General features: G+C 67.3%; 26 protein-coding genes. All 26 read left to right on the forward strand.

Annotated elements, in window-relative coordinates; genetic code table 11:
- Window positions 1-33: 33 nt before the first annotated feature.
- The 26 genes from argS to murA all read left to right on the forward strand — a co-directional run bounded on the left by argS (window position 34) and on the right by murA (window position 26,129).
- On the forward strand, window positions 34-1,692 hold the full coding sequence (gene argS / locus ABZ319_RS14335) for an arginine--tRNA ligase (RefSeq protein WP_354986826.1): 1,659 nt from the start codon (window positions 34-36) through the stop codon (window positions 1,690-1,692).
- Window positions 1,692-3,113, forward strand: a complete 1,422-nt coding sequence (lysA, locus tag ABZ319_RS14340; protein WP_354986827.1) for a diaminopimelate decarboxylase — start codon at window positions 1,692-1,694, stop codon at window positions 3,111-3,113. Before argS ends, lysA begins: the two co-directional genes overlap by 1 nt.
- Window positions 3,110-4,447: a homoserine dehydrogenase gene (locus tag ABZ319_RS14345; RefSeq protein WP_354986828.1), complete on the forward strand. Its 1,338-nt coding sequence runs from the start codon at window positions 3,110-3,112 to the stop codon at window positions 4,445-4,447. Before lysA ends, ABZ319_RS14345 begins: the two co-directional genes overlap by 4 nt.
- Window positions 4,444-5,523 (forward strand): threonine synthase, encoded by a 1,080-nt coding sequence (thrC, locus tag ABZ319_RS14350; protein WP_354986829.1) that lies wholly within the window; start codon window positions 4,444-4,446, stop codon window positions 5,521-5,523. Before ABZ319_RS14345 ends, thrC begins: the two co-directional genes overlap by 4 nt.
- Window positions 5,524-5,548: 25 nt before the next feature.
- The gene (gene thrB, locus ABZ319_RS14355) at window positions 5,549-6,502 is read left to right on the forward strand and encodes a homoserine kinase (protein ID WP_354986830.1); all 954 of its coding nucleotides are present in this window, start codon (window positions 5,549-5,551) and stop codon (window positions 6,500-6,502) included.
- Window positions 6,503-6,826: 324 nt separating this feature from the next.
- The gene (gene rho / locus ABZ319_RS14360) at window positions 6,827-8,896 is read left to right on the forward strand and encodes a transcription termination factor Rho (RefSeq protein ID WP_354986831.1); all 2,070 of its coding nucleotides are present in this window, start codon (window positions 6,827-6,829) and stop codon (window positions 8,894-8,896) included.
- Window positions 8,897-9,534: 638 nt separating this feature from the next.
- Window positions 9,535-9,750, forward strand: a complete 216-nt coding sequence (locus tag ABZ319_RS14365; protein ID WP_354986832.1) for a hypothetical protein — start codon at window positions 9,535-9,537, stop codon at window positions 9,748-9,750.
- A gap of 64 nt (window positions 9,751-9,814) precedes the next feature.
- Entirely contained in the window at window positions 9,815-10,021 is a 207-nt protein-coding gene (locus tag ABZ319_RS14370) for a hypothetical protein (protein ID WP_354986833.1), read from the forward strand.
- 163 nt (window positions 10,022-10,184) lie between these two features.
- Window positions 10,185-10,415: a 50S ribosomal protein L31 gene (gene rpmE, locus ABZ319_RS14375; protein ID WP_354986834.1), complete on the forward strand. Its 231-nt coding sequence runs from the start codon at window positions 10,185-10,187 to the stop codon at window positions 10,413-10,415.
- Between the two features lie 124 nt (window positions 10,416-10,539).
- A complete protein-coding gene (prfA, locus tag ABZ319_RS14380; RefSeq protein WP_354986835.1) occupies window positions 10,540-11,619 on the forward strand; it encodes a peptide chain release factor 1 in 1,080 nt (359 codons plus the stop codon).
- A gap of 182 nt (window positions 11,620-11,801) precedes the next feature.
- Entirely contained in the window at window positions 11,802-12,719 is a 918-nt protein-coding gene (gene prmC, locus ABZ319_RS14385) for a peptide chain release factor N(5)-glutamine methyltransferase (protein WP_354986836.1), read from the forward strand.
- A 191-nt stretch (window positions 12,720-12,910) separates the two neighbouring features.
- A complete protein-coding gene (locus ABZ319_RS14390) occupies window positions 12,911-13,576 on the forward strand; it encodes an L-threonylcarbamoyladenylate synthase (protein WP_354986837.1) in 666 nt (221 codons plus the stop codon).
- Between the two features lie 11 nt (window positions 13,577-13,587).
- Window positions 13,588-14,760 carry an MraY family glycosyltransferase gene (locus tag ABZ319_RS14395; protein ID WP_354986838.1) on the forward strand — a complete coding sequence of 391 codons (1,173 nt, stop codon included), beginning with the start codon at window positions 13,588-13,590 and terminating at the stop codon, window positions 14,758-14,760.
- Between the two features lie 11 nt (window positions 14,761-14,771).
- A complete protein-coding gene (locus tag ABZ319_RS14400; protein ID WP_354986839.1) occupies window positions 14,772-15,200 on the forward strand; it encodes a hypothetical protein in 429 nt (142 codons plus the stop codon).
- Between the two features lie 393 nt (window positions 15,201-15,593).
- Window positions 15,594-16,319, forward strand: a complete 726-nt coding sequence (gene atpB, locus ABZ319_RS14405) for a F0F1 ATP synthase subunit A (RefSeq protein WP_354986840.1) — start codon at window positions 15,594-15,596, stop codon at window positions 16,317-16,319.
- A 76-nt stretch (window positions 16,320-16,395) separates the two neighbouring features.
- Window positions 16,396-16,641 (forward strand): ATP synthase F0 subunit C, encoded by a 246-nt coding sequence (locus tag ABZ319_RS14410; RefSeq protein WP_354986841.1) that lies wholly within the window; start codon window positions 16,396-16,398, stop codon window positions 16,639-16,641.
- Between the two features lie 16 nt (window positions 16,642-16,657).
- Window positions 16,658-17,212 carry a F0F1 ATP synthase subunit B gene (locus tag ABZ319_RS14415; RefSeq protein WP_354986842.1) on the forward strand — a complete coding sequence of 185 codons (555 nt, stop codon included), beginning with the start codon at window positions 16,658-16,660 and terminating at the stop codon, window positions 17,210-17,212.
- Between the two features lie 19 nt (window positions 17,213-17,231).
- Entirely contained in the window at window positions 17,232-18,044 is an 813-nt protein-coding gene (locus ABZ319_RS14420; RefSeq protein ID WP_354986843.1) for a F0F1 ATP synthase subunit delta, read from the forward strand.
- A gap of 62 nt (window positions 18,045-18,106) precedes the next feature.
- A complete protein-coding gene (gene atpA / locus ABZ319_RS14425) occupies window positions 18,107-19,747 on the forward strand; it encodes a F0F1 ATP synthase subunit alpha (RefSeq protein WP_354986844.1) in 1,641 nt (546 codons plus the stop codon).
- A gap of 58 nt (window positions 19,748-19,805) precedes the next feature.
- Window positions 19,806-20,774, forward strand: a complete 969-nt coding sequence (locus ABZ319_RS14430) for a F0F1 ATP synthase subunit gamma (RefSeq protein ID WP_354986845.1) — start codon at window positions 19,806-19,808, stop codon at window positions 20,772-20,774.
- Between the two features lie 18 nt (window positions 20,775-20,792).
- Complete coding sequence (gene atpD / locus ABZ319_RS14435) at window positions 20,793-22,235, forward strand: F0F1 ATP synthase subunit beta (RefSeq protein ID WP_354986846.1); 1,443 nt, start codon at window positions 20,793-20,795, stop codon at window positions 22,233-22,235.
- A gap of 6 nt (window positions 22,236-22,241) precedes the next feature.
- A complete protein-coding gene (locus ABZ319_RS14440; protein WP_354986847.1) occupies window positions 22,242-22,619 on the forward strand; it encodes a F0F1 ATP synthase subunit epsilon in 378 nt (125 codons plus the stop codon).
- A 294-nt stretch (window positions 22,620-22,913) separates the two neighbouring features.
- The gene (locus ABZ319_RS14445; RefSeq protein ID WP_354986848.1) at window positions 22,914-23,495 is read left to right on the forward strand and encodes an MspA family porin; all 582 of its coding nucleotides are present in this window, start codon (window positions 22,914-22,916) and stop codon (window positions 23,493-23,495) included.
- Between the two features lie 300 nt (window positions 23,496-23,795).
- Window positions 23,796-24,212 carry a DUF2550 domain-containing protein gene (locus tag ABZ319_RS14450; RefSeq protein WP_354986855.1) on the forward strand — a complete coding sequence of 139 codons (417 nt, stop codon included), beginning with the start codon at window positions 23,796-23,798 and terminating at the stop codon, window positions 24,210-24,212.
- 50 nt (window positions 24,213-24,262) lie between these two features.
- Window positions 24,263-24,856 carry a cob(I)yrinic acid a,c-diamide adenosyltransferase gene (locus tag ABZ319_RS14455; RefSeq protein WP_354986849.1) on the forward strand — a complete coding sequence of 198 codons (594 nt, stop codon included), beginning with the start codon at window positions 24,263-24,265 and terminating at the stop codon, window positions 24,854-24,856.
- A gap of 10 nt (window positions 24,857-24,866) precedes the next feature.
- Window positions 24,867-26,129 (forward strand): UDP-N-acetylglucosamine 1-carboxyvinyltransferase, encoded by a 1,263-nt coding sequence (gene murA, locus ABZ319_RS14460; protein WP_354986850.1) that lies wholly within the window; start codon window positions 24,867-24,869, stop codon window positions 26,127-26,129.
- Window positions 26,130-26,610 lie beyond the last annotated feature (481 nt).

Below are 26,610 nucleotides of genomic sequence, written 5' to 3' on the forward strand. Positions count from 1 at the left end.
CGTTCACCTGCTCAGACCATAGGATAGTTACTCGTGACTCCAGCTGACCTTGCAGATCTCCTTCGCGCAACCGCTGCGAAGGTACTTGTCGAACGTGGATCCGACCCTGCGGTCCTGCCCGACGAGGTCAAGGTGGAGCGTCCCCGCAACCCCGAGCACGGTGACTATGCCACGAATGTGGCCATGCAGGTAGGCAAGAAGGCGGGAATCAACCCCCGCGATTTCGCCACGCTGCTGGCCGAGGCGCTCGGCCAGGCCGAGGGCATCGAGGTCGCCGAGGTCGCGGGCCCGGGGTTCCTGAACATTCGCCTGGCGAAGGCGGCCCAGGGCGCGATCATCGAGAAAATTCTCACCGCGGGGGCGAAGTACGGCACCGCGGACGCGCTCGGCGGACAGAAGATCAACCTCGAATTCGTCTCCGCCAACCCGACCGGGCCCATCCATCTGGGCGGCACCCGCTGGGCCGCGGTCGGCGACGCGCTGGGCCGGATCCTGTCCGCGCAGGGCGCGGCGGTGACCCGGGAGTACTACTTCAACGACCACGGCGCGCAGATCGATCGCTTCGCCAAGTCGCTGGTGGCCGCGGCCACCGGACAGCCGACCCCCGAGGACGGCTACGGCGGCGCGTACATCGGCGACATCGCCGCCACCGTCGTGGCCGCGCACCCCGAGGCGCCGAACCTGCCCGAGGACGAACGGCACGAACTGTTCCGCCGCGAAGGCGTCGAGCTCATGTTCGCGCAGATCAAGCAGGACCTGCACGACTTCGGCGTGGATTTCGACGTCTATTTCAACGAGAGCGCGCTGTTCGCCTCCGGTGCGGTCGAGCAGGCCCTGGACACCCTCAAGGGTTCGGGCAATCTGTACGAGAAGGACGGCGCGTGGTGGATCGCCTCCACCGAATACGGTGATGACAAGGATCGTGTCGTCATCAAGAGCGACGGCAATTCCGCCTATATCGGCGGCGATATCGCGTATTTCCAGAACAAGCGCTCGCGCGGATTCGACCTGTGCATCTACATGCTCGGCGCTGATCACCACGGCTACATCGGCAGGCTCAAGGCCGCCGCGGCCGCGTTCGGCGACGACCCGAACACCGTCGAGGTCCTCATCGGCCAGATGGTGAATCTGGTCAAGGACGGCGCGTCGGTGAAGATGTCCAAGCGCGCGGGCACCGTGATCACCCTCGACGATCTGGTCGAGGCCATCGGCGTGGACGCCGCGCGGTACTCGCTGGTGCGCTCCTCGGTCAACTCCAGCATCGACATCGACCTGGACCTGTGGACCAAGGCCGACAACGAGAATCCGCTCTACTACGTGCAGTACGCGCACGCCCGCACGAACAACATCATCGGCAATGCCGCGTCCTTCGACTTCGACTCGGTCGCACCGGATTTCGCGCTGATGACCGCCGATCGCGAGGGCGAGCTCATTCGCACCCTCGGCGAATACCCCCGGGTGCTGGCCACCGCCGCCGAGGTGCGCGAGCCGCACCGGGTGGTGCGCTACCTGGAGGAACTCGCCGGCGCGTACCACCCATTCCAGTCGGACAAGGACATGCGCGTGCTCCCACTGGGAGACGAGCCCGTCAGTGCCCGTAACGCGGCCCGCCTCGAGCTGGTCAAAGCCACCCGTCAGGTTCTCGCCAACGGCCTCGGCCTGCTAGGCGTCAGTGCTCCGGAGCGTATGTAATGAGTGCCCATCCCGCCGGTCCCCGTCACGCGGACATCCCGCCCGCGCCGAATCTGCCCGAGCGGCCCGAACATCCGCGGCAGATGATCGAACTGCCCGCGAATGTCTGGCCTCGCAACGCTTCCCGTGACGAGGACGGCGTGGTCCGGCTGGCCGGCGTGCCGGTGCACGAGCTGGCCGCGGAGTTCGCGACCCCGCTGTTCGTCATCGACGAGGACGACTTCCGTTCGCGCTGCCGCGACATGGTGCGCGCCTTCGGCGCCGGTGCGCGAGTTCATTACGCGTCCAAGGCGTTCCTGTCCGGCGAGATCGCGCGCTGGATTCGCGACGAGGGCCTGCACCTGGACGTGTGCTCCGGCGGCGAGCTCGCCGTCGCGCTGCACGCGGGCTTCCCCGCCGAGCGAATCGCGTTGCACGGCAACAACAAATCGGTTCCCGAGCTGGAAGCTGCCGTTGCCGCCGGGGTCGGGCACATCGTGCTCGACTCGCTGATCGAGATCGACCGTCTGGAGGCCGTCGCCAAGGCGGCCGGCAAGGTGGCCGAGGTGCTGGTGCGCGTCACGGTCGGCGTCGAGGCGCACACCCACGAGTACATCTCCACCGCGCACGAGGACCAGAAGTTCGGTTTCTCCATCGCCAGCGGCGACGCCATGCAGGCCATCGCCCGGGTCTTCGAGTCCGACAATCTCCGCCTGGTGGGCCTGCACTCGCACATCGGCTCACAGATCTTCGAGATCGACGGCTTCGAGATCTCCACCCGGCGCATGCTCGGCCTGCTGCGCGAGGCGGTCGACAAGTTCGGCGTCGAGCGCGCCGCGCAGATCAGCGTGCTGGATCTCGGTGGCGGCCTTGGTATTTCGTACCTTCCGCACGACGATCCGCCGGCCCTGGACGATTTCGCGGCCAAGCTGCGCCGCATCGTCGCCGAGGAAGCCGAGCGCGCGGGCCTGCCGGTGCCGACCATCGCGGTCGAGCCGGGCCGCGCCATCGCCGGGCCGGGCACGGTCACCCTGTACGAGGTCGGCACCACCAAGGACGTGGTCCTGGATGCGGGCCTGCGCCGTCGCTATGTCAGCATCGATGGTGGCATGAGCGACAACATCCGGCCCGCGCTCTACCAGGCCGAATATGACTGCCGTTTGGTTTCGCGATCCAGCGACGCCAACCCGGTCGTCGCCCGTGTTGTTGGAAAGCATTGCGAGAGTGGGGATATCGTCATTCGTGATACCTGGCTCCCGGCCGACGTCGGCCCGGGGGATCTGGTTGCGGTGGCGGCGACCGGCGCGTATTGCTACTCGATGTCGAGTCGTTACAACCTGCTCACGCGTCCCGCCGTGGTCGCTGTGCGAGACGGCAAGGCGCGCTTGATTCTTCGCCGTGAAACGGTGGAGGACCTACTCAGCTTGGAGGTGAATGCATGACCGAGGTGGCCAGCACCAAAGGTGACGTGTGGGGATCGGATCATCCGATCGGAATCGCGGTCCTCGGCATGGGCACGGTCGGCACGGAGGTGGTGCGCGTCATTCGCGAGCACGCCGATGACCTGACCAACCGAGTAGGCGCCCCCGTCGTGCTGCGCGGCGTGGCCGTGCGCGACGCGAGCAAGGATCGCGGCCTGGCCCCCGAACTCGTCACCACCGACGCCGAGGCGCTCGTCGCCCGCGCCGACGTGGACATCGTGGTCGAGGTCATGGGCGGCATCGACCCCGCGCGCGCTCTGATCAAGTCGGCGCTCGAGGCGGGCAAGTCCGTCGTCACCGCCAACAAGGCGCTGCTGGCCGACTACACCGGCGAGCTCGCGGGCGCCGCCGAGAACAATCGCGCCGACCTGTACTTCGAGGCCGCCGTGGCCGGGGCCATCCCGGTCGTGCGCCCGCTCATCCAGTCGCTGTCCGGTGACCGGGTGAACCGGGTGGTCGGCATCGTGAACGGCACCACCAACTTCATCCTCTCGGCCATGGCCGAGACCGGCGCGGACTACGGCGACGTGCTGGCCGAGGCGACCCGCCTGGGCTACGCCGAAGCCGATCCGACCGCCGACGTCGAGGGCTACGACGCCGCCGCCAAGGCCGCGATCCTGGCCTCGGTGGCCTTTCACACCCGCGTGACCTCGGCCGACGTCTACCGCGAGGGCATCTCCAAGATCACTTCCGAGGATCTGGAAACCGCCGCCGCCGTCGGCTGCACGGTCAAGCTGCTGGCCATGGCCGAGCGCGTCACCAACGAGAGCGGCAAGGAATCCATCTCGGTGCGCGTCTACCCGGCGCTCATCCCGCGCAAGCACCCCCTGGCCTCGGTCAGCGGCGCGTTCAACGCGGTCGTGGTGGAGGCCGAGAACGCCGGCCGCCTGATGTTCTACGGGCAGGGCGCGGGTGGCGCGCCCACCGCCTCGGCCGTCATGGGCGATCTGGTGATGGCGGCGCGCAACAAGTTCTACGGTGGCCGTGCGCCCGGCGAATCGGTCTATGCTGAGCTGCCGATCGCGGCAGTCGGCGACACCCCCACCCGCTACCACGTGAACATGCAGGTCGCGGACCGCGCCGGTGTGCTGGAAGCGGTGGCGGGCGAATTCGCCAAGCACGGGGTCAGTATTTCGACGGTTCGCCAGGAAGGGCACGATATCGGCGCCCGCCTGGTCGTGGTGACCCACCACGCGCTGGAGTCGGCGCTGGCCGATACGGTGGCCGCGTTGGCCGAGCTGGACTCCGTCACATCCGTGACCAGTGTTCTGAGATTGGAAGGCACCGAGGAATGAGTACGACAGCTGCCACGCACACCCCGTGGCCGGGTCTGATCGCCGCGTACCGGGATCGGCTCCCGCTGGGCGCCGACTGGGAGCCCGTCACGCTGTTCGAGGGCGGCACCCCGCTGGTGCCCGCCACACACCTGTCGGAGCTGACCGGCTGCGAGGTGTACCTCAAGGTCGAGGGCGCGAACCCGACCGGTTCCTTCAAGGACCGCGGCATGACCATGGCCATGACCGAGGCCAAGGCCAGCGGTAAGAAGGCCGTGCTGTGCGCCTCCACCGGCAACACCTCGGCCTCGGCCGCGGCGTACGCCACCCGGGCCGGCATGTCCTGCGCGGTCCTGATCCCGCAGGGCAAGATCTCCATGGGCAAGCTGGCCCAGGCGGTCATGCTGGGCGCGAAGATCATCCAGGTCGAGGGCAACTTCGACGACTGCCTCGAGCTCGCGCGCAAGGTGACCGCGGAATTCCCCGAGGTCGGCCTCGTGAACTCGGTCAATCCGTACCGGATCGAGGGGCAGAAGACCGCCGCCTTCGAAATCGCCGACGTGCTCGGCAAGGCCCCGGACGTGCACGTGCTCCCGGTCGGCAACGCGGGAAACATCACCGCGTACTGGAAGGGCTACAACGAGTACTACACGGACGGGGTCACCACCTCGCTGCCGCGCATGCTCGGCGTGCAGGCCGCAGGCGCCGCGCCGCTGGTCAACGGCGCCCCGGTGAAGGATCCCGAGACGATCGCGACCGCGATTCGCATCGGCGCGCCCGCGTCCTGGAACCAGGCCGTGGCCGCCAAGGAAGAGTCCGGCGGCGCGTTCCGCGCGGCCACCGACGAGGAGATCCTCGCGGCGTACCGCCTGGTCGCGGCCACCGAGGGCGTTTTCGTCGAGCCCGCCTCGGCCGCCTCGGTCGCGGGTCTGCTCGCCGCGCGCGCGGAAGGCTGGCTCGACGCCGGCCTGACCGTGGTCTGCACCGTGACCGGCAACGGCCTCAAGGACCCGGACAACGCACTGGCCGGCATGCCGGAGATCAAGCCCATCCATGTCGACCCCGTGGCCGTGGCCCGCGAACTCGAGCTGGCCTGAGTTGAATTCGCGCGACAGTCAGGTGATGACTCGCACCCTGCCCGCCGGAATTTCGGTCACGGTGCGGGTCCCGGCGTCCAGTGCCAATCTGGGGCCGGGCTTCGATTCCCTCGGAATCGCTTTGGGGCTGTACGACGAGATCTCGGTGTCCACCACCGAGTCCGGGCTGAACATCCGGGTCGAGGGGGAGGGCGCCGACGATGTGCCCTGGGGCCCTTCGCATCTGGTGGTGCGCGCCATCGAGCGCGGCCTGCAGGCCGCGGGCGTCTGGGCCGACGGCCTGGACGTGGTGTGCCACAACGTGATTCCGCATTCGCGGGGCATGGGCTCCTCCGCCTCGGCGGTGGTCGGCGGTCTGGCCGCCGGCCGCGGTCTGGCCGCGAAATTCGATGCCGGACTGGCCTATGACGACGCCGTCATGGTGCAGCTGGCCTCGGAGTTCGAGGGCCACCCCGACAACGCGTCCGCCAGCATTCTGGGCGGAATCGTGGTGTCCTGGACCGAAACCGAACATCGGGGCGAGCCCAACGGCGCCGCCGAGCATCATCAGCGCGTATACCGCGCGGTGCGGCTGGATCCGCACCCGTCGTTGCGCCCGTTCGTGCTCATTCCCGAGGAGCGGTCCTCCACCGCGCACACCCGCGGCCTGCTGCCCGAGACCGTGCCGCACGGCGACGCGGCCTTCAACGCGAGTCGCGCGGCGCTGTCGGTAGTCGCCTTGACGCAGCGCCCTGACCTGCTGATGGCCGCCACCCAGGATCGGCTACACCAGGGCTACCGCGCCTCGGCGCTGCCGCTGACGACGAAATGGATCGAACGGTTGCGCGCGGCGGGCCTGGCGGCCACCGTGTCGGGCGCCGGTCCGACGGTCTTGGCCCTCGGGACCAGCGAATTCCCTGCGGAACTGCGTGAACTCGCGATCGCCGACGGCCTGCGGGTTCTCGAACCCGGCATCGCCGACGGCGTGCTGGTGGATTGACCGCGTGCCTGCCTTGCCGATGTAAAGGGCGGGAGCTATCCTGAGCGAGTCCGTACATCGTGCGCGTCAGACGCCGGTGCTTCATTAGGGCAATCGCTCCAGAGGCTCCTTGCTCAGGCTCGAGGCTTGAGGCTCGAAACTTGGGGGTAGCCAGTCAACTGGGATGATCTCTCCCGCCTTTTCACTCGGTGGGCAGGCCCACGCGGAGGTACCCCCACCGATCCGGCGGGACAGGCGATACGGCATCCGAGTCCGGCATCAGACCGGACTGCAGGAGGAACCCTCGATCAGGCACACGGCGGTCGAGGGAAGGAAAGGATTTCCGTGACAGAGACGGACCTGCTCGCGACACCCGGGGTGGAAAGTGATTCAAACTCCTCGGATCGCGATAGTGAATCCGGACAGATTTCGAAGATGAGCGAACACACTGACATCGCACGATCGGGGCTGACTGGAATGTTGTTGCCGCAATTGCGTGCGCTTGCGGGGGAACTCGGTATTCGAGGCACTTCCGGAATGCGTAAGGGTGATCTCATCGCCGCCATCAAGGAAAATCAGTCGGGTGGATCGGCCAAGTCGGCCGTGGTGAGTGGCGGCGCGGTAAGCGGTAAGTCCACCGCCAAGCGCACCGACGCCAAGGCCAAGGGCGAGTCCGCCGTGGTCGAGGCCGCTCCCGCCAAGGTTGAGACCCCTGCCGCGAAGGCCGATAACGCCGACGCGAAGACCGAGAGCCCGGCCCCGAAGGCCGAGGAGACCCGCACGCAGGCCGAGGCGCCCGCGCGTACCGGGTCCGCTCCGGAGAAGTCCGCCGAGCCGCGTGAGGCCAAGCGCGAAGAGGCCGAAGGCAATCGGGCCGACGGCGGCGAGGAAGGCCGCGAACGCGGCGAGCGCGGCCGGGGCCGCCAGCGCCGTGGCCGTGAGCAGCGGGGCGGATCCGGCAACGCCGGCGAAGCCGCCGCCACCAACTCCGAAGCCGCCGAGAAGTCGGATTCCGAGGGCGGTGAGCGTCGTCGCGACCGCAACAACCAGCAGTCGGGCGGCCAGAACCAGCAGAACCAGAACGGCACCGCGCGCGGCGGCAACAACGACCGCGATCGCAATCGCGCGGCCGCCGACGACGACGAGGAAGGCGGCCGCGGCCGCCGGGGCCGCCGCTTCCGCGAGCGGCGTCGCGGGCGTGACCGCGACGGCGTGGCGGGCGACGCCGGCGGCAGCCGGGAGAGCCGTGAGCTGGAGATCCGCGAGGACGACGTCCTGCAGCCGGTGGCCGGCATTCTCGACGTGCTCGACAACTACGCGTTCGTGCGGACCTCCGGCTACCTGGCCGGCCCGAACGACGTGTACGTGTCCATGAACCTGGTGCGCAAGAACGGCCTGCGCCGCGGTGACGCTGTCACCGGTGCGGTGCGCGCGGCGCGCGACGGTGATCAGAGCAATCAGCGGCAGAAGTTCGATCCGCTGGTGCGCCTGGATTCCATCAACGGCTCGGATGTCGAATCCGCAAAGCGCCGACCGGAATTCAACAAGCTCACCCCGCTGTACCCGAATCAGCGACTGCGCCTCGAGACCCAGCCGAACAAGCTGACCACGCGCATCATCGATCTGATCATGCCGATCGGCAAGGGCCAGCGCGCGCTGATCGTGTCCCCGCCCAAGGCGGGTAAGACCACGGTCATCCAGGACATCGCCAACGCGATCGCCACGAACAACCCCGAGTGCTACCTGATGGTCGTGCTGGTGGACGAGCGTCCCGAGGAAGTGACCGATATGCAGCGCTCCGTGCGCGGCGAGGTCATCGCTTCCACGTTCGACCGCCCGCCGGGCGACCACACCGCCGTCTCCGAGCTCGCCATCGAGCGCGCCAAGCGGCTGGTGGAAATGGGGCAGGACGTGGTGGTGCTGCTCGACTCGATCACTCGATTGGGCCGCGCGTACAACAACTCGTCCCCGGCGTCGGGCCGAATCCTTTCCGGTGGTGTGGATTCCACCGCGCTGTACCCGCCCAAGCGGTTCCTCGGCGCGGCCCGCAACATCGAGAACGGCGGCTCGCTCACGATCATCGCCTCGGCGCTGGTCGAGACCGGTTCCACCGGTGACACGGTCATCTTCGAGGAGTTCAAGGGCACGGGTAACGCCGAGCTCAAGCTGGATCGCAAGATCGCCGAGCGGCGTGTGTTCCCGGCGGTCGACGTCAATCTCTCCAGCACCCGTCGTGACGATCTGCTGATGTCTCCGGACGAGGCGGGCGTGGTGCACAAGCTGCGCCGCGTGCTCTCGGGCCTGGATTCACATCAGGCCATCGATCTGCTCGTGGATCGGCTCAAGAAGACCAAGAGCAATGCCGAGTTCCTGATGACGGTCTCCAAGACCGCCCCCGGGGCGATGGACGAATAACATTGTCCTAGAACGGCATTGACAGTGACGGCCCCGCTTCGGCGGGGCCGCTGCTGTTTCCGGGGCCGCACGCTCGCCATGAGCGTGCTCCAGTGCCCCGGGCTCAGGACGGGCACCGCGCGCGGGCTGTAGAAGAACAGCCCGACGAGCATCGCCCCGGCGATCATGAATCCCAGAATGGTGGCGGTCACGGCGCCGGACCCGCTGTCCGATGCCGTGACCGCCGGATGGATGAGGGTGGTCGCGTCCCCGCGTGCCGCGGCGGGCGTCGCTACCCGCCCCGCCCCGTCGTCGCCCGCCCCGGGCGCACCCCACCAGCCCGCCAGTACCAGCAGAGCCAACCCCGCCAGGACCACCCCCGCTGTCGCGTCCCTCCTGGTCACAGCTGTCCTCCCGGTAGTGGTAAGCCTCTCACCTGGAACTACTCTATGAACACTGCTGTTCGTATTCTTGAGTAGCGAACTACTCGACTTCCAGCCTGACTCGAGCCCGAACCATCTGCGCGCCCGCAGTTTTGGGGGCGGTGGAGTCGAGAACCCCCGAAAAGTGGGGGCCGCAAACCCCGTCGCGAAACGGGTGACCCGCAATATTTTGTGAGTCGCAAGTACTTCACATCAACAGGCGGGCGGTCCACGACCATGCGCAAGGCAGCAACCACACTGGCCGCGGCAGCGGCCCTGACTCTGATCGGCGGGGGATCCGCGACCGCGGCCGGCCCCGACACGGCTTCCGGCACCGGATCGGCATCGGGCTCGGGAACGGTGGTCGCGACCGCGGTCTGCTCGCTGGTCCGCGTGTTCATCATCGATCCGTCGCAGGAGTGCCGCCGGTACCCGCTGCCCGCGCTCTCCTAGCCGTGCGGGTAGTGCGTTCGATCCGCCCGTGTGGTTCCACATTCTTCGAGACAGAGGTACGACATTGCGCAAGGTAACGGCCACTATCATCGCGGTAGCGGCGCTGATCGCGGCCGGATCCGGCGTCGCCGCGGCGGAGACCGGCTCGGGCGGGGGTACCGGGTCGGGTGCGGGCATCGCCACCGCGGGTTCGGCGGCCGTCGCGGTCTGCGGGCTGTTCCGCGTGCTCGGGCTCGAGGTCTGTGTCGACGAGGCGGGACCGCTGGGATAGGCGGCGGTGCCTCCGACCGGGGCGGATGAGGGGTGGAACAAAACGCGCCGGGGGTGACGTTTACACTCATCAGTCGGCAACCATGCCTATGTCGGTTCCGGTTCACGCTTGCTGCCAGGTGACAACCCTGGCGAGGCGACCCGGCGCCTTTCGAAAGGACACCATGAAGGCAGGAATTCACCCCACGTACGTCGATACGACGGTCGTGTGCGGCTGCGGCAACACCTTCCAGACCAAGAGCACCAAGGAGTCCGGCCAGATCACGGTCGAAGTTTGCTCCCAGTGCCACCCGTTCTACACGGGCAAGCAGAAGATCCTGGACACCGGTGGCCGCGTGGCTCGCTTCGAGGCTCGCTACGGCAAGCGTGCCGCGAAGGGCGCCGAAGCCAAGTAGCTTCCCTGACGACGCCCGTCTGCCCCGTGCAGGCGGGCGTCGCGGTGTTTCCAGGGTCGGGCCGCGGACGGCAGCGGAATGACCCGCAAACTGACTGTGCACGCCCTATCCGAGGAGAACCGCGATGGCCGACAAGATGGCCCCCTCCGCGATCGACGACATTCTGGCCGAGTACTCCGGGCTCGAGTCCCAGCTCGCTGACCCCGCGCTACACAACGACCCGGGTGCGGCCCGGCGCGTGGGCAAGCGCTTCGCCGAACTGGGTCCGATCATGTCGGCCTACAACAAGCTGACCTCCACCCGGGACGATCTGGCCGCCGCCGAAGAGCTGGCCGCCGACGATTCCTCCTTCGCCGCCGAGATCCCCGGATTGCGCGCGCAGGTCGAGGAATACGAGAAGGCGCTCACCGACCTGCTCGCCCCGCGCGATCCGCACGACGCCGATGATGTTGTGCTGGAAGTGAAGTCGGGTGAGGGCGGCGAGGAGTCGGCGCTGTTCGCCTCCGACCTGGCCCGCATGTACATCCGCTACGCCGAACGGCACGGCTGGAAGGTGGAGGTCCTGGACGCGACCGTCACCGACATGGGCGGATACAAGGAAGCCACGATCTCGATCAAGGCCAAGGAGCCCTCCCGCGACGGCGTGTGGTCCAAGCTGAAGTTCGAGGGCGGCGTGCACCGCGTCCAGCGCGTGCCGGTCACCGAATCGCAGGGCCGCATCCACACCTCGGCCGCCGGCGTGCTGGTCTACCCCGAGCCCGACGAGGTCGAAGAGGTGCAGATCGACGACAAGGACCTGCGCATCGACGTCTACCGCTCGTCCGGCAAGGGCGGCCAGGGCGTCAACACCACCGACTCCGCGGTGCGCATCACCCACCTGCCCACCGGCATCGTGGTGACCTGTCAGAACGAGCGCTCGCAGCTGCAGAACAAGATGCGCGCCATGCAGGTCCTCTCGGCCCGGCTGCAGGCCCTGGCCGAGGAGCAGGCCGATCAGGAAGCCGCCGCCGGGCGCGCCACCCAGATCCGCACGGTCGACCGTTCCGAGCGCATCCGCACCTACAACTTCCCGGAGAACCGCATCGCCGATCACCGCATCGGCTTCAAGGCGCACAACCTCGACGCCGTGCTGCAGGGCGGGCTGGACGACCTGTTCAACGCCCTCGGCGAGGCCGACCGCGCGGCCCGGCTCGCCGCGGAATAGGGCACGCCGCGACCCTGTGCGACCGGGCGGCCGGCGCGGCGAATCCGTGAGAACATGGGTACCCCCGGGACGTCCCGGGATGGTTTCCGCACCTACCGCAGTACGTGTCAGAACCGGGCGGCGGCTTCCGGGCCGTCCGCCGCATGCTCGGCGAGGCGGACCAGTAGAAGCGAGGCTTCCAGGTGATCGGCAGTAATACGGGGGAGTCGGCGCAGCCCCGCACGCCACTGCGGCCCGCGATTCGGGAGGCGGCCGAGATCCTGCGCACCGCCGGGGTACCCAGTCCCGACGCCGACGCCGAACACCTTGCCGCCCATGTCCTCGGCGTGGACCGCATGCGGCTGGTGCTCGTGCCGATGGTGACCGCGGACCAGCTCGAGGAGTTCCGCAAACTCGTCGACCGGCGCGCCGAACGCGTTCCGCTGCAACACCTCACGGGCACCGCGGCGATGGGGGAGATCGATCTGGCGGTCGGGCCGGGCGTTTTCGTGCCCCGCCCGGAAACCGAACTCGTCTTCGCCTGGGCGCTGGGGCAACTCGAAGCCGCCGGGCACGAGCACCAGCCGATCGTGGTCGATCTGTGCACCGGTTCGGGCGCCCTGGCCCTGGCCGTCGCGCACGCCCGCCCCGACGCCCAGGTGCACGCGGTGGAACTGGACACCGAGGCGCTGGCATGGGCCCGCCGCAACGCCCTGCAACTGGCCGACGAGGGCGACACCCCCATCGACCTGCACGCCGCCGACGTCACCGATCCCGCCCTGCTGGAACATCTCACCGGCCGGGTCGACGTCCTGGTATCCAATCCGCCCTACATTCCCGAGGCCGCGGTCCTGGATCCCGAAGTGGCGGACCATGATCCGCACCGCGCCCTGTTCGGCGGCCCCGACGGCCTCGACGTCATCCGCCCGATGATCCCCAACATCGCCCGCCTGCTTCGCCCCGGCGGCGTGGTGGCCATCGAACACGACGACACCAACGGCTCCGGCGTGGCCGCGCTGCTGACCGCCGCGGGCTTCACCGAGGTGGTCGAACACCCCGACCTGGCGGGCAAACCCCGCTTCGTCGTGGCCCGCGCCGCCGCCCTGCCGACCGCGCACTGAAACGAGCGGTCACACCGCGGGCACGGTTCCGCGCATGCCCTGTTCTGCGACCGGATGCCCATCCGGTCCGAACCCCGGGAACGAACGGACCGGCTGCCCGGAGTGCGCTCGCACCGCGCGGATCTCGGATTCGATCGCGAAACCCGGCGGCGGCGATGGCGTTCTCCGGCGTTCGTGCCAAGATGTTGCGCGTGAGTACCGTCTACGACTGTGCCGATTCCGATTCACGAGCCGCCGGACTGATCGCGGCCCGGAGTGCGCTGAAATCGGGACGGTTGGCCGTCATTCCCACCGACACCCTCTACGGCCTGGCCGCCGACGCCTTCGACAGCCAGGCGGTCAGCGCGCTGCTCGCGGCCAAGCGCCGCGGCCGGGACATGCCGGTGCCGGTGCTGGTCGGTTCCTGGACGACCATCGACGGACTCGTCTTCTCGGTGCGCCCGCAGGCCCGCGACCTGATTCGCGCTTTCTGGCCCGGCGGCCTGAGTCTCGTTGTGCAGCAGGCGCCTTCGCTGGCCTGGGATCTGGGCGACACCCGCGGCACCGTCATGCTGCGCATGCCGCTGCACCCGGTGGCGCTCGAGCTGCTGCGCGAGGTCGGCCCGCTGGCGGTCTCCAGCGCGAACGTCTCGGGCCAGCCGCCCGCCAAAACCGTCGACGAGGCCAAGGCACAACTCGGCGAGCTGGTCGGGGTGTACCTCGACGGCGGCCCGGCCGATCACGCCGTCGCCTCCACCATCGTGGACCTCACCTCGGACGCGCCGCGCGTGCTGCGCGAGGGTGCGATTCCGGTGGAGAAGATCGCGGAGGTCCTCGGCATGTCGCCGGAGGAACTGCGCTCGCCCGGTGAGCGGTGACGGCCACCTAGATGCTGTTGAGTCAGGGCGTATTCAGCCAGGGCGCGGTCGTCCCACTGCGCGAGCTGCTGTTGGTGCTGCTCGTCGCCTCCGTCGTCACCTTTCTGCTCACCGGTGGAATCCGGGTCATGGCAATCGGATTCGGTGCGGTGGCGGTACCGCGCGAACGCGACGTGCACGTGAAGCCGGTGCCGCGCATGGGCGGATTGGGAATTTATCTGGGTGTACTCGCCGCGGTCATGTTCGCCCATCAATTGCCCGCACTGCGCCGCGGCTTCGAGTATCCGAAGGACATTCCGGCGGTATTGGCGGCGGGCACGCTGATCGTGCTGGTCGGCATCATCGACGATCGCTGGGGTTTGGACGCGCTCACCAAATTCGTCGGGCAGATCACCGCGGCCGGTGTGATGGCCGTCATGGGCCTGAGCTGGGTCGCGATCTACAACCCCTTCACCAACGAGACCGTGGTCCTGGATCCGCTGCAGGGCGGCCTGGTCACGGTCGGCATCACCGTGACATTGATCAATGCCATGAATTTCGTGGACGGCCTGGACGGCCTGGCCGCGGGCCTGGGGTTCATCGCCTCGGTGGCGGTGTTCGTATTCACCGTGGGCCTGCTCTACGAGGTGGGCGGGGCGACCGACACGTATCCGCCCGCGTTGCTGGCCGCGGCGCTGGCCGGCGGTTGCCTGGGATTTCTCCCGCACAATTTCCAGCCGGCCCGAATATTCATGGGCGACACCGGTTCCATGCTCATCGGATTGATGCTGGCCGCGGTGTCCACCGGCGCGTCCGGGCGAATTCCGCTGCAGGGTTACGGCCCGCGCGACATCGTCGGCCTGCTCTCGCCGCTGTTGCTGGTCGGCGCGGTCATGTTCATTCCGGTCCTCGATCTCGTGCTCGCGATCGTGCGCCGCGTGCGCGCGGGTGTGAGTTTCTCCACTCCGGACAAAATGCATCTGCATCACCGTTTGCTGCAGATCGGGCATTCGCACCGACGCGTCGTGCTGCTGATCTACTTGTGGGTGAGCGTGCTGGCATTCGGCGCGGTCGGGACGTCATTGATGGATCGCACGCTGGTGGTGCTGCTGTTCGCGGCGGGCCTGGTTTTCGCGCTCATCGTGACCGCGGTCCCGTCGTGGCGCGGATTGACCGGGCGGGTCGGCGGTAGAACCGCCGGGTAAAGTTTCCGGACGTGAGCAAGCCTTCCGAACCAGGTCCCGACGCCCCACTGCGGGCCGCGCTGCGCTACGGCATCGCCGGTTTGGCTGTGCTGGTTGTGATTTCGGCAATTCTGTCCACGATTATCGCCGGTACGCCCGGCCTGTGGGGCGCCCTGCTCGGCGCCGCCATCGGCGGCGGATTCATTCTGACGACCGCCGCCTCGGTGCTCTTCAGTGCCAAGATCGAATCCGGATTGCAGGGCATCGTGCTGCTCGGCAGCTGGGTGGGCAAGCTGCTGGTGGCCCTCGTGGTCGTCGCGGTTCTCAAGCAGTACGACTTCTACAGCTCCGGCGCCCTGTTCCTGACGGTCGTCGGCGCACTGCTGGTTGTGCTCGGCGCGGAGACGTACGGCCTTCTGCGCCAAAAGGTTCCGACCGTCGAGGTGGACCGCGAACTGTAGCTTCGGCGCAGTTCACCGGCTGTTCAGGCGGCCCCCTACACGCTGTCGTAGATAACTTGATAAACTCTTTACTTGTAGCCGACCGAAGCACAAGGGGGGGTCACCTGAGACCCGCCTGAGAGCAGGTTATGCTTACTGCCGTACCTGACCCCCAGGGTCACGGTTCTGCACCGTCGACGATGTCGCCGACGCGCGTACAGACGCCCGGGCTTGGCCCGAACAGCTGCTGACGAACTTCGAGCCGACCTGAGTCGACCACCAGATCGTCAATGTCCGATCGAACCGCAGGGAAAAACCTTTCCTGCGGCCCGACCACGGGAGAGAACGCTGAGCGTCACCATTCTTGCGGGCGAGTTCCACGCGCCGTCGCTTAACGACTTCTTCCCTCCAGCAGTGCTGTTCGAGGGGACACTTTTTCAGCTCGATCGGCTGATGCTGATTCGCATCGTCATGTCGGCCGTTCTGCTGGCCGTCATGTTCCTCGCATTCCGGAGCCCGAAGCTGGTTCCGCGAGGCCTGCAGAATGTGGCGGAATCCGCGCTGGTGTTCGTCAAGGAGCAGATCTGTGACGAGGTGCTCGGCAAGGAATCCGGCAAGAAGTTCTTCCCGCTCATCGCGACGATCTTCTTCTCGGTCCTGTTCCTGAACATCTCCGGCATCATTCCGGGCCTGAACATCTCTTCGAATGCCCGCATCGGCTTCCCGCTGGTCCTGGCGCTGGTCGCGTACGTGACGTTCAACTACGTGGGCATCAAGAAGTACGGCTTCCTGAAATACATGCGTTCGAGCATCGTCGTGCCGAACGTGCCGCCGGCCCTGCATGTGCTGCTGATTCCGATCGAGTTCATCTCGACCTTCGTGCTGCGGCCGTTCACCCTGACCGTGCGACTCATGGCGAACATGCTGGCCGGTCACATCATGCTGGTGCTGTTCTTCAGCGCCACCCAGTTCTTCCTGTTCGACGCCGCCTCCTGGATGAAGGTGTTCTCGCCGTTCTCGCTCCTCGCGGGCTTCGGCTTCACCCTCTTCGAATTGCTGGTGGTCTTCCTGCAGGCGTACGTGTTCGCGCTGCTGACCGCTGTCTACATCGGTCTCGCGCAGCACGCCGACTCCCACTGACCGACCGGTACCAAATTTCCACAAACCTGCTTCACGCGCCGACGGCGGGTGGGCGACAGAAAGGGAAAACAACACCATGAGCAGCACCCTCTCGATCCTGGCGCAGGCGACTGAGACCAAGTCCACCGGCTTCGGCGCCATCGGCTACGGCCTCGCCGCGATCGGCCCCGGCATCGGCGTCGGCATCGTCGTCGGTAAGGCCATCGAGGGCATCGCGCGTCAGCCCGAGCTCCAGGGCACCATCCGCACCAACATGTTCCTCGGTATCGCGTTCACCGAGGCCCTGGCGCTGATCGGCCTCGTCGCCGGCTTCATCTTCTGATTCCGGATAATCAGCGATGAGCAACATGACTTTGCTCGCGGCTGAGGGGTCGGAACAGAACCCCCTCATCCCGGAGCCGTATGACATTTTCTGGTCTGCGGTCTGCCTCCTGGTCATCGGCTTCGCGTTCTACAAGTACGTGATCCCGCGTCTGACCAAGGTGCTCGACGAGCGCTCGGAGAAGATCGAAGGCGGCATCGCCAAGGCCGAGGCCGTGCAGGCCGAGGCGCAGGCGACCCTGCAGCAGTACCAGGAGCAGCTGGCCGAGGCTCGCCTCGAGGCCGCGCGCATCCGTGAGGAAGCGCGCACCCAGGGCCAGACCATCCTGTCCCAGATGCGCTCCGATGCGCAGGCTGAGGCCGACCGAATCGTCGCCGCTGGTCAGACCCAGCTGGAGGCGCAGCGTCAGCAGATCGTGACCGAGCTTCGCTCCGAGCTGGGCCGCACCGCGGTCGACTTGGCCGAGAAGATCATCGGTCAGTCGGTGGCCGACGAGGCCAAGCAGGCGGCGTCGATCGACCGGTTCCTCGCGGAACTGGATTCGAACGCCGGCATCGGGGTCGGAAGGTAACGAACCGAAAGTGGGAAGCATGTACGCAGCGAGCCGCGAGGCGAGCTCCCGTGCGCGGGAAGCTCTTCGGGCCGCTCTGACCGGAAGCGACACCGTCGCGGCCACGACGGGCTCCGAACTGTTCGCCGTTGTCGCCGTCCTCGACGACCAGCGCTCGCTGCGTGTGGCGCTCGCGGATAAGTCGGTGTCCAGTGCGGCCCGCGCCGAACTGGCCGAGCGCCTGTTCGGCGGCAAGATCAGCGCGGCCACCCAGGCGGTGCTGACCACCGCCGTGGCACAGGACTGGTCCCGTGCCCGCGACCTGGTCGACAGCCTGGTCCTGCTCGGCCGCGAGGCGTTGCTGCGTGCCGCGGAGGATCGCGGCCGCCTCACCGCCGTCGAGGACGAGCTGTTCCGGCTGGGCCGGATCGTCGACGACAACCCCGCGCTGGAGCAGGCGCTGACCGATCACGGCCAGTCCCTGACTGCCAAGCGTGAACTGGTGCAGCGTCTGCTCGCGGGCAAGGTCGAGGAGATCACCCTCGAGCTGGTCCAGCAGGCAGTCGCCCGCAGCAAGAAGGGCGACATCGGCGCGGCTTTCGACCACCTGTCCGACCTGGCGGCGTCGCTCCGGGATCAGATCGTGGCGCACGTGCGCTCCGCGTCTGCCCTGACGACGCAGCAGCGCGAGCAGCTCGCTGCCTCGCTGCAGCGCATCTACGACAAGCCCGTCACGGTGCATGTGCAGGAAGACCCGAGCCTGCTGGCCGGCGTCGTCGTGCGCGTGGGCGACGACCTGATCGACGGCAGCGCCGTCGGCCGACTGCAGCGCTTGCGCCAGTCTCTCGCTTGAGACACGGCCGAGAAGCGCACTTACACACCGACTTACGAGACCACAGCGAGAGCAGGAAGAACATGGCGGAGCTGACGATCTCCCCCGATGAGATCCGTAGCGCGATCGAGAGCTACACCCAGAGCTACACCCCGGAAACCTCCATCGAGGAAGTGGGCGTGGTCACCGACACCGGCGACGGTATCGCCCACATCAGCGGCCTCCCGTCCGCGATGGCCAACGAGCTGCTGGAATTCCCCGGCGGCAAGCTCGGCGTCGCGTTGAACCTGGAGGACACCGAGATCGGTGCCGTCATCCTGGGTGAGTTCGACACCATCGAGGAGGGCCAGCAGGTCCGTCGTACCGGCGACGTGCTCTCGGTCCCCGTTGGCGACAAGTTCCTCGGTCGCGTCATCAACCCGCTGGGCGCCCCGATCGACGGCCTCGGCGACATCGAGGCCGACGAGCGTCGCGTGCTCGAGCTGCAGGCCGCCACCGTGCTGGAGCGCCAGCCCGTCGGCGAGCCCCTCGCGACCGGCATCACCGCGATCGACGCCCTGACCGCCATCGGCCGCGGCCAGCGTCAGCTCGTCATCGGCGACCGCAAGACCGGCAAGACCGCGGTCTGCATCGACGCCATCATCAACCAGAAGGCCAACTGGGCCACCGGCGATCCGACCAAGCAGGTGCGCTGCATCTACGTCGCGATCGGCCAGAAGGGTTCCACCATCGCGGGCGTGAAGGCCGCGCTGGAGGCCCACGGCGCGATGGAGTACACCACCATCGTCGCGGCCCCCGCGTCCGATTCCGCCGGCTTCAAGTGGCTGGCGCCGTACACCGGTTCGGCCCTGGGCCAGCACTGGATGTACCAGGGCAAGCACGTCCTGATCGTGTTCGACGACCTGTCGAAGCAGGCCGAGGCCTACCGCGCGATCTCGCTGCTGCTGCGTCGCCCGCCGGGCCGCGAGGCGTACCCGGGTGACGTCTTCTACCTGCACTCCCGTCTGCTGGAGCGTTCGGCCAAGCTGTCCGACGAGCTCGGTGCCGGTTCCATGACCGCGCTGCCGATCATCGAGACCAAGGCGAACGACGTCTCGGCGTTCATCCCGACCAACGTCATCTCCATCACCGACGGTCAGGTGTTCCTCGAGTCGGACCTCTTCAACAAGGGTGTCCGCCCGGCCATCAACGTCGGTATCTCCGTCTCCCGTGTCGGTGGCGCAGCGCAGACCAAGGCCATGAAGCAGGTCGCCGGTTCGCTGCGTCTGGAGCTGGCCTCCTACCGCGAGCTCGAGGCGTTCTCCGCCTTCGCCTCCGATCTCGACGCGGCCTCCCTGGCGCAGCTCGAGCGCGGTGCGCGCTGGGTCGAGCTGCTGAAGCAGGACCAGTACGCCCCGGTCGCGGTCGAGGACCAGGTCGTCTCGCTGTTCCTGGTCGACGCCGGCTACTACGACTCGGTGCCGGTCGGCGACGTCCGCCGCTTCAACTCCGAGCTGCTCGAGTTCCTGCACAGCTCCGTGCAGGACTCCTTCGACGCCCTGCAGGGCGGCGCGAAGAAGATCGAGGGCGAGCCCGCCGACGCGATCAAGACCGCGACGGACAAGTTCAAGCAGGGCTTCCTCGCTTCGGACGGCAGCCGCGTGGTCAACGAGGCCGAGGCCGGAAAGCTCGATCACGAAGAGGTCGAGTCGCTGTCCGTCACTCGCAAGCACGTCGAGAAGTAAGAGCGGCGAAGCTGATGCGAATGACTGTCTCGAGTAACGAAGGGAGTGTGAACCGCTAATGCCTAGCGTGCGCGAACTGCGCTCCCGAATTCGTTCCGTGAGCTCGATCAAGAAGATCACCAAGGCGCAAGAGCTGATCGCGACCTCGCGAATCAGCAAGGCGCAGGCCCGGGTCGCCGCGGCCAAGCCGTATGCGGAAGAGATCACCAAGGTGCTCGCCGAATTGGCAAGCGCCAGTGGCAATCTCAGCCACCCGCTGCTCACCGAGCGGCCGAACGCGCGGCGTGCCGCGGTGCTGGTGATCACCAGCGACCGCGGCATGTGCGGTGGTTACAACTCCAATGTGCTCAAGCGCACCGAGGAGCTGCTGACCACCCTGCGCGCCGAGGGCAAGGAACCCGTCCTGTACGTGATGGGTTCGAAGGGCCTGACCTACTACACCTTCCGTGGTCGCGAGACCAACGGCGCGTGGACCGGGTTCTCCCAGTCGCCGAACTACGCCGATGCCTCCGCCGCCTGCAACCACCTGGTCGAGGCGTTCATGGCGGGCGCGGACGGCGAAGTCGCCGCCCCCAACGGGCTCGGCACCATCGCCGGTGTCGATGAACTGCACATCGTCTACACGCGTTTCGTGTCGATGCTGTCGCAGGTGCCCGAGGTTCGCCGGCTGGCTCCCATCCAGGTGAGCTACGTCGACGAGAACTTCGAACTGGGTGAGGACAGCTTCTCGGACGGCAATGCCGACCCCGCGGCTCAGTACGAGTTCGAGCCGGATGCGGACGTCCTGCTGGGCGCGCTGCTGCCGAAGTACGTCAACACTCGGATTTACTCGTCGCTGCTCGACGCGGCGGCATCGGAGTCGGCTGCGCGCCGCACCGCGATGAAGGCGGCCACCGATAACGCGACGGATCTGGTGAATTCACTGACCCGTACCGCGAACTCGCTGCGCCAGGCCGGAATCACGCAGGAAATCACGGAAATCGTCGGCGGCGCCAACGCGCTGGCTTCGAGCTCGGACCGCGACTAGAGCCAGGAAGAAGAAGCAATGACCGCAAGTGTCACCACAGAGACCCGGGTTGGCGCCGGCACTGGCCGCGTCTCCCGCGTCATCGGACCCGTCGTGGACGTCGAGTTCCCGCGCGGTTCGATCCCGGAGCTGTACAACGCGCTGAACGTTGACATCGCCCTGAAGTCCGTTGCCAAGACGCTGACCCTCGAGGTCGCACAGCACCTGGGCGACAACATCGTTCGCACCATCTCCATGCAGCCGACCGACGGTCTGGTGCGTGGCGTCGAGGTGCGCGACACCGGCAAGCCGATCTCGGTTCCCGTCGGCGATGTCGTCAAGGGCCACGTGTTCAACGCCCTCGGCGACTGCCTGGACTCCCCGGGCCTCGGCCGCGACGGCGAGCAGTGGGGCATCCACCGCCAGCCGCCCGCCTTCGACCAGCTCGAGGGCAAGACCGAGATCCTGGAAACGGGCGTCAAGGTCATCGACCTCCTCACCCCCTACGTCAAGGGCGGCAAGATCGGTCTGTTCGGTGGCGCCGGTGTCGGCAAGACCGTTCTGATCCAGGAGATGATCACCCGTATCGCTCGCGAGTTCTCCGGCACCTCGGTGTTCGCGGGCGTCGGTGAGCGTACCCGTGAGGGCACCGACCTCCACCTGGAAATGGAAGAGATGGGCGTCCTTCAGGACACCGCCCTCGTCTTCGGCCAGATGGACGAGCCGCCGGGCACGCGTATGCGCGTCGCCCTGTCGGCCCTGACCATGGCGGAGTACTTCCGTGACGTGCAGAACCAGGACGTTCTGCTCTTCATCGACAACATCTTCCGCTTCACCCAGGCCGGCTCCGAGGTTTCGACCCTGCTGGGTCGCATGCCCTCGGCCGTGGGTTACCAGCCCACCCTGGCGGACGAGATGGGTCAGCTCCAGGAGCGGATCACCTCGACCCGCGGTCGCTCGATCACCTCGATGCAGGCGATCTACGTCCCCGCCGACGACTACACCGACCCGGCGCCGGCGACCACCTTCGCCCACCTCGATGCGACGACCGAGCTTTCGCGCCCGATCTCGCAGAAGGGCATCTACCCGGCCGTCGACCCGCTGACCTCGACCTCTCGTATCCTCGAGGCGTCCATCGTCGGCGACCGTCACTTCCAGGTGGCCAACGAGGTCAAGCGGATCCTGCAGAAGTACAAGGAACTGCAGGACATCATCGCCATCCTCGGTATGGACGAGCTCTCCGAAGGCGACAAGGTCCTCGTCGGCCGCGCCCGTCGTCTGGAGAAGTTCCTCGGCCAGAACTTCATCGTGGCCGAGAAGTTCACCGGTCAGCCGGGTTCCGTCGTGCCGCTGGAGCAGACCATCGACGACTTCGATCGCGTCTGCAAGGGCGAGTTCGACCACCTGCCCGAGCAGGCGTTCAACTCCTGCGGTGGCCTGGACGACGTCGAGGCCGCTGCGAAGAAGATCGCCGGGAAGTAGTCACCCATGGCAGATATGTCCGTTGACCTGGTCGCCGTTGAGCGACTGCTGTGGTCCGGCCGGGCGAAGTTCGTCTCCGCCCAGACCACGGAGGGTGAGATCGGCATCCTGGCCGGCCACGAACCGCTGCTCGGTCAGCTGGTCGAAGCCGGCACGGTGACCATCGTGTCCGACAGCGACGAGCGCATCGTCGCGGCCGTGCACGGCGGATTCTTCTCCGTCACCGGCACTTCGGTGCGGGTGCTGGCCGAGACCGCCGATTTCGCGGCCGATATCGACGAGGCGGCCGCCAAGGCCGTGCTCGCCGACGCGGACGCGAGTCCGGCCGCACAGGCCAAGGCGCAGGGGCAGATTCGGGCCCTGGCGAAGGCTGCCGAATCCTGATCGTTTCACCTCGGACTTGATTGTCCGATTCGAGTTCCACTCGGCAATCGAGCGGCGACTCCGGGAAATATCCCGGGGCGCCGCTCTTTTCGTTTACACTCGGGCACCGGCTTCGAATGTGATCTGAAGCATTCGCGAAAGCCGCGGCTATTCCAGGAAATTCCGGCATTACCTCAACGAGTTGGCGCAGCGTGGTCGCCCTCTGGTTCGGACGGGTGCGGCCTCGCGACGATGAGCGAGGGATGGATGAGCGTATTTCGAATAGTTCGATGGAGTTCCGTAACCGCCGCCGCGGTGACACTCGCTCTGCTCGGGCCGGCGACCGCCGCCGCGGACGTCACCGTCCCGCTGCCGGACGGCCGGATCGAGCGGCCGGGAGTGACGATCACGAGTGTGGGTGAGCAGGCGATCATTTCGCCGTCCCCGGCACCCGGCGGGGCGGGCCGGATCTCATGGCTCACCGGCCACGTCAGCGCCGAGGTCGAGATGCCGGACGGTGTCGACGGACCCGATGGCGGAACACGGAATTCGCGGGGCGCCAACGGTTCTCCCGCGTTCGGGGTCTCCGAGTTGACGGTGGGCTACATCGTCGGCTGTCAGGTCGCGCCGGGGGCCTCGGAGGCCACGGCGCGTACGACGCCGATGATCCCGGCGGGCCTGAACTTCCCGCTGTCCCTCGGTCAGGTCGCCTTCGTCGAGATCGATAAAATCGAAATGCCCGCGAGTGGTACGTATCACATTCACTACCAAGATGTTCCGATGGAAATGCAGGGCTGTGCGGGTTATGCGCAGGCCCGGCAATTCTCGGTGGTCGAGATCACCGGCTCCCATTACAAGAAGATCAGCATGTACGGGCAGCCGTTCAGCATCGGCTGAACGCGCCCGCCTCGACGCGTCCCGGCGCCCGTTGCTCGGGCGCGGACCGTCGGCACGGGCACAACCCTCGGTCCGGGGCAGTCGGCCGGGCGCATGACGCTCGATCCGGAGCGGGGCGCCCCGTTCTCCACGGGCTGAACCCACAGGTCAGCTGAGCAGGGCATACGTCACATTCGGTGGATGGCCGGACCTCGTGTCGGAGCGGTCGCTACTATCGACCAAACACGGGGCCCGGCTTCTGCCGGACGAGCTCGACGGCCACGCGGATGTAACAGGGACGGAGCAGCATTGCGAACTGGGATGGTGGTCCTGATCATTCTGGTGCTGCTGCTTGTCGGTTTGGCCCTGGCCTCGACCTATCGCCTCATCATGCTGCGCCGCGGCGGCACCGCCGCGCTGCTGCGGGTTCTCCCCGCTCGCGGGCACGGTGGCGGGTGGCGGCACGGCCTGATCCGCTACGGCGAGGACAACCTCGTCTTCTACAAACTCTCCAGTCTCAAGCTCGGCCCGGACACCGCCATCCGCCGCCTGGACATCGAGGTGGGCAACCGCCGCAGTCCGCACGACGACGAGTACGACATCATGACCGACGAGGCCATCGTCATGATCTCCGACAATCACGGCGGCTACGAGCTGGCGCTGGACCGCGGCGCCCTGGCGGCGTTCCTGTCCTGGGTGGAGTCCCGCCCGTCCGAGCGCATCCGCCGGCGCAGGTAGTCACGCCGCATCGGGGTTTCCCGGCCGCCGCGCGCGGCTAGTCTGGCCTTGTGAGCGTGCATCTGACGAGGATCTACACCCGTACCGGCGATGACGGGACCACCGGACTCAGCGATTTCTCGCGGGTGTCCAAGACCGATCCCCGGCTCATCGCCTACGCCGATTGCGACGAGGCCAACGCGGCGATCGGCGTCGCCATCTCGCTCGGCGATCCGGACGAGCGCATCACCACCGTGCTGCGCGCCATCCAGAACGACCTCTTCGACGCCGGCGCGGACCTGTCCACCCCCGTGGTCGAGGAGCCGAAGTACCCGCCGCTGCGCATCACCCAGCCGTACATCGATCGCCTCGAAAAATGGTGCGATGAGTTCAATGAGCCTCTGGCGCCGTTGAATTCGTTCATCCTGCCCGGCGGCACCCCGCTCGCGGCGCTGCTGCACACGGCGCGCACGGTGGCGCGGCGCGCCGAACGGGCGGCCTGGGCGGCCGTGGACGCCCATCCCGAGGACACCAGCGCACTGCCCGCGAAATACCTGAACCGGCTCTCCGACCTGCTGTTCATTCTGGGCCGGGTGGCCAACCCGGACGGCGACATCCTCTGGCGCCCGGGCGGAGAGGCCACGAGCGCGGGAGCGGACCACTAGGCTGACCCCCGTGAGTGAACGGTTTCTGGTGACCGGGGGCAGCAGGCTCGTCGGTGAGGTCGCGGTAGGCGGCGCGAAGAACAGCGTCCTCAAGCTGATGGCCGCCGCGCTGCTGGCCGAAGGCACGACGACGATCACGAACTGCCCGGACATCCTGGATGTGCCGCTGATGGCAGACGTTTTGCGCGGCCTCGGCTGCGATGTCACGATCGCCGGCGGGACGGTGGCCATCACCGTGCCGCCCGAGCCCAAGTACCACGCCGACTTCCCGGCGGTCACCCAGTTCCGTGCCTCGGTGTGCGTGCTCGGTCCGCTGATGGCGCGCTGCAAGCGCGCGGTGGTGGCGCTGCCGGGTGGCGACGCCATCGGATCGCGGCCGCTGGACATGCACCAGCAGGGACTACGGCTGCTCGGCGCGACCAGCGAGATCGAGCACGGCTGCCTGGTGGCCCGTGCGGAGGAACTGCAGGGCGCGCGCATTCGCCTGGACTTCCCGTCGGTCGGCGCGACCGAGAACATCCTCATGGCGGCGGTGCTCGCCGAGGGGGAGACGGTCATCGACAACGCCGCGCGCGAACCCGAGATCGTGGACCTGTGCACCATGCTGGCGCGCATGGGTGCGGTCATCTCCGGTGCGGGCACCTCGGTGCTGACGATCCAGGGTGTGGACAAGCTCGCCCCGATCGATCACCGGGTCATCGGTGATCGCATCGTCGCGGCCACCTGGGGGATCGCGGCCGCCATGACCCAGGGCGATGTGCGGGTCACCGGCATCAACCCCAAGCACCTGTCGCTGGTCCTGGACAAGCTGCGGTCGGCCGGCGCGCGAATCTCGTTCGAACCGGACGGTTTCCGCGTGGTGCAGTCCGAGCGCCCGCGCGCGGTGAACTTCTCGACGCTCCCGTTCCCCGGTTTCCCCACCGATCTGCAGCCCATGGCCATCGGCCTGGCCGCGATCGCGGACGGTACCTCGATGATCACCGAGAACATCTTCGAGGCGCGATTCCGCTTCGTGGAGGAGATGATCCGGCTGGGCGCCGATGCGCGGACCGACGGGCATCACGCTGTGGTGCGCGGTATTCCGCGGCTGTCGAGCGCGCCGGTGTGGAGCTCGGACATCCGGGCCGGCGCGGGTCTGGTGCTCGCGGGTCTGGTGGCGGACGGGGTGACCGAAGTCCACGACGTCTTCCACATCGACCGGGGTTACCCGGATTTCGTGGAGAACCTGCGGTCGCTGGGGGCGGAGATCGTTCGCGTCGGCGCAGCCGACTGATGGGCACCGTGGGGCAGCCGACTAGTCGGTATTCCCAGGGCGCGAACCGGTTTCGCCGGCGAGCCAACGGGTATCCGACGGTCAGCTGAACGGCAGGGGTTGGAAGCGCTTCGCGAAAACCCCTCCTGAACAGGCGATTTGACATGCGAACAACCAACACGTAACTTATTCCAGGTCAGAGCGACACGGACACCGACCAGGGGCCGAGACGCGGAGCCGAGAGGCTCGGCGCGGAACCGGGTGAACGAGGTTGTACGAGGAGCGCCTGATGTTCACATTGGCTCGACCGAGCAGACGATTTTGTTTCTGTGAGGTTACGAGCTAAGCTTTGAAAGCAGCCGCAGAGACCGACCGGGACAAAGAGCCCGCGAAGTTCCGTGTGCGCCTGTTCTTTGAGAACTCAATAGTGTGTCGATGAATGTCAGTGCCAATAATTTATTGGTTCCGATCTTCCACACCCCCGTGTGAGAGGGTCGGACAT

Origin of the sequence: Nocardia sp. NPDC005978, assembly GCF_040614455.1 — a bacterium.
Classification (GTDB): domain Bacteria; phylum Actinomycetota; class Actinomycetes; order Mycobacteriales; family Mycobacteriaceae; genus Nocardia.